Origin of the sequence: Streptomyces niveiscabiei (assembly GCF_001419795.1) — a bacterium.
GTDB lineage: Bacteria > Actinomycetota > Actinomycetes > Streptomycetales > Streptomycetaceae > Streptomyces > Streptomyces niveiscabiei.
The window spans coordinates 1-3,212 of the sequence record NZ_LIRL01000243.1; the positions used below are offsets into that span (position 1 = coordinate 1).

At 69.1% G+C, this 3,212-nt stretch carries 2 protein-coding genes and 1 pseudogene; all 3 read right to left on the bottom strand.

Going from position 1 to position 3,212, the window contains the following annotated elements:
* Window positions 1-548: pseudogene (locus tag AOK24_RS13025) on the bottom strand (glutamine synthetase family protein); the annotation flags it as partial.
* Window positions 548-2,056: an amino acid permease gene (locus AOK24_RS13030; RefSeq protein WP_055720221.1), complete on the bottom strand. Its 1,509-nt coding sequence runs from the start codon at window positions 2,054-2,056 to the stop codon at window positions 548-550. The gene AOK24_RS13030 and the pseudogene AOK24_RS13025, both read right to left, overlap by 1 nt.
* A gap of 54 nt (window positions 2,057-2,110) precedes the next feature.
* Window positions 2,111-3,103, bottom strand: coding sequence for a hypothetical protein (locus tag AOK24_RS13035; RefSeq protein ID WP_055720222.1), 993 nt, complete (start codon window positions 3,101-3,103; stop codon window positions 2,111-2,113).
* Between the last annotated feature and the right edge of the window lie 109 nt (window positions 3,104-3,212).

Sequence of the window (3,212 nt, forward strand, 5' to 3'; positions counted from 1 at the left end):
GGGTTGTGGTCGAGGGCGTAGTCGAGGTTCTCGGCGGCCAGAGGGCGGAGGGGCTGGTTGTGGGTGCCTTTGTAGAGGACGAACTCCGTCTCGATGCCGGTCTTGGGGTACAGGCCGTGGCGGGCGAGGCGGGTGAGCTGGCGGTCCAGGATGTGGCGGGGCGCGATCTCGACGGGGGTTCCCTCGGGGGTCATCGCGTCCGCGAGGACGATCGCGGTGCGCGGCATCCACGGGATGCGGCGCGCGGTCGTCAGGTCGGGGCGTACGGGGAGGTCCTGGTAGCCGGTGTCCCAGGAGGTGAGGGCGAAGCCGTCGGCGGGGTTCATGTCGACATCGGTGGCGAGGAGGTAGGCGCACATCTCGGCGCCGTGGGGTGCGATGCGGGTGAGGAAGTGGCCCGCGTCGTAGCGCTTCCCCTTCAAGCGGCCCTGGAGGTCGGGGAGGGCGAGCAGGACCGTGTCGATCTGGCCCGCCTCCACGAGGTCGGCGAGGGGAAGACCCGCTTCGGGCTTGGGGGCGAGGTGGGTGTTGTTCACGGTGGCCGTCATCAGACGATCTCGCTTTCGTAGGACGACGCCGAGCGGTCGGAGCTGCTGGCCGGGACCTCGTACGAGCTGCCCTGCTTGCGCCACCAGGCCCAGGCCAAGGCGAAGACGACGAGGAGCGCGATGGGCGCGTAGTTGAAGGTGTCGACGGATACGGGGTTGGTCTGGGGGAGGCAGAACAGGATGGTCACGAAGATCACCCAGGCCACCGCGATCGTTCCGACGATCACGCCCCAGCTCCCCAGGTTCCACGGGCCTGGCCGGAAGCGGTGACGGTTCTTGACGCGGAGGAAGATCGGGATCGCGTACGCCGGGGTGATCCCGATGACGTTGATGCTGGTGATCGCCGCGTACGCGACGGGGCTGTAGAGGCTGGGCAGGGCGAGGAGCGCGGCGCAGACGACGGCGAGTGCGACGGCTTTGCGTGGGGTGCCGGTGCGGGGGTCGAGCTGCCGCCACTGGGCGGAGCCGGGGAGGGCACCGTCGCGGGAGAACGCGAACACCATGCGGGAGGCGGCGGCGGTCTCGGCGTTGCCGCAGCAGAGCTGGGCGATGATCACGACCAGGAGCAGCAGCTTGGCCCCGGTGAGGCCGATGGCGTCGAGGAAGATCTGTGCCGGAGGGACTCCCGTCGTCGAGGAGACCGTTCCGGCGTAGTCCTGGATCGCGAAGGTCAGTCCCGCGAGGAGGACGAACCCGGCGAGCCACGACCAGCCGATCGCGTGGATGATGCCGCGCGAGGCGGAGACCTGGGCGTCGGTGGTCTCCTCGCTGAGGTGGGCGGAGGCGTCGTAGCCGCTGAACGTGTACTGCGCGAGGAGCAGTCCGAGGAGCGCGACGTAGACGGGGCTGGTCCAGCCGGTGTTGTTGACGAACTCCCCGAACACGAACTCCGGGGACTGGTGGTGGGAGGGGACGATGGCGAGTGCGCCGACGATGACGAGGACGCCGGCGGCGTGCCACCAGACGCTGATGCTGTTGAGGATGCTCACCAGGCGTACCCCGAACCAGTTCAGCGTGAGGTGCAGGGCGAGGATGCACAGGAAGATCACCATGATCTTCCCCGGCGTCGGCTCGAACCCCCACTGGAGGTTCAAGAGCGCCCCGGTGAACAGGGCGCACCCGTAATCGATGCCGGCGATCGCGCCGAGCAGGCCCAGCAGGTTCAGCCAGCCGGTGTACCAGCCCCACTTCCGGCCGCCGAGCTGCTCGGCCTGGTAGTACAGGGCGCCCGAGGTCGGGTAGGCGGAGGTGACCTCGGCCAGTCCGGCGCCGACGAACATGACCATGGCGCCGACGGCGACCCAGCCCCACAGCATGACGGCGGGGCCGCCGGTGTTCAGGCCGAACCCGTACAGGGTCATGCACCCGGACAGCACGGAGATCACGGAAAAGGAGACCGCGAAGTTCCCGAAGGGACCCATGCGGCGGGTGAGGACGGGCTCGTATCCCAGTTCCCGCAGGTAGGCGTCATCGGATTTTCGGTGTGCGGCATGGCGGTTGGGACTCACAGGTCCACCTCCAGGGATCAGGGAACAAGATGATCAGGTTCATGCCAATAAAGATCAGGGGTGGTGCGATGTGCGGCGTGCGTAGGCGAGGGATTCCGCGCGCGCCCGCAGGAGTAGTGCTTCACCGGGGTCGGGTCCTGTGGTGCGTTCGCACACGGTCGACCAGGGTTCGCGGGAGGCGTACGGACCGAGTGTGGCGAACACCTCGGCGGCTTCCTGGTACTTGGCGCCCGCCCACAGCGCGTAGGCGAGGAGGTTGAGGTCGGCCACCGACCGCAGCGTGGGGGGTGCCCGGTGGAACCAGTTGCGGAACGCGTTGAGGCTGTAGCCGATGTGCGGTTCCTCCAGCCACTGGCGGCGCCACAGAGGGGTCACCTTGATGCGCCGCCGCTGTTCGACTAGCGCGTGTGCGGGGAGGAGCAACAGCGGTGACCCAAGAGGCTGTTGGGAGACAATGCTGCGGCCGAGGTCGAAGACGGCGGCCTGGGAGGCGGTGGGCAGGGCGTCGCGCGCGAGCAGGAACTGGATCATCCTGTGGTACGCCTCGCGGTTGTAAGGATCGCGCCGGTCGACCTGGTCGAGGATGCCCCACGGGCCGGAGGGAAGCATCAACTCCGGTGCGGGTAGGCGGTGTTCGTAGTACTGCTGGCGGGTGTCGACCTGGGCCAGCGCGAGCAGGCACACCAACGGGACGGGATCGTCCGGCGCCCGGCGGGCCGCCGCCAGGACCTCGCGCCGTGCGTCCGCCTCGAACTCCCAGGTACGGGGGTGATGTTGGCGGTGTGCGCGCAGGACCCGCTCGACGGCCACCCGCGCACTCATGAGGTGCGCGTCGTAGTGGTGGGGTTCCTCCCGCAGCCACACGCCGACCACGTCCGACCTCGCTGCGGCCACGGCCAGCACCTGCGTACGCGATGTCCGCAGCGCGCCGTGCGTTCCCGTGGCGAGCAGCAGCTCCCGTGCTGTTCTCCAACGGCCCGCCTCCAACTCGACGAGGGCCACGCGGAGTTCGTCGTCGTGGCCGGCCGGGTGGTACACGAGGCGCATCAGTGTGCCTTCCCATGATGAGAGCAGCGGGGGCGGCGCGGTGCAACGGGCGGCGGTGCGGGGTGGTGGGAATCGGACGTCGGTGGCATGGGGGACCTCGGGCAGGGGT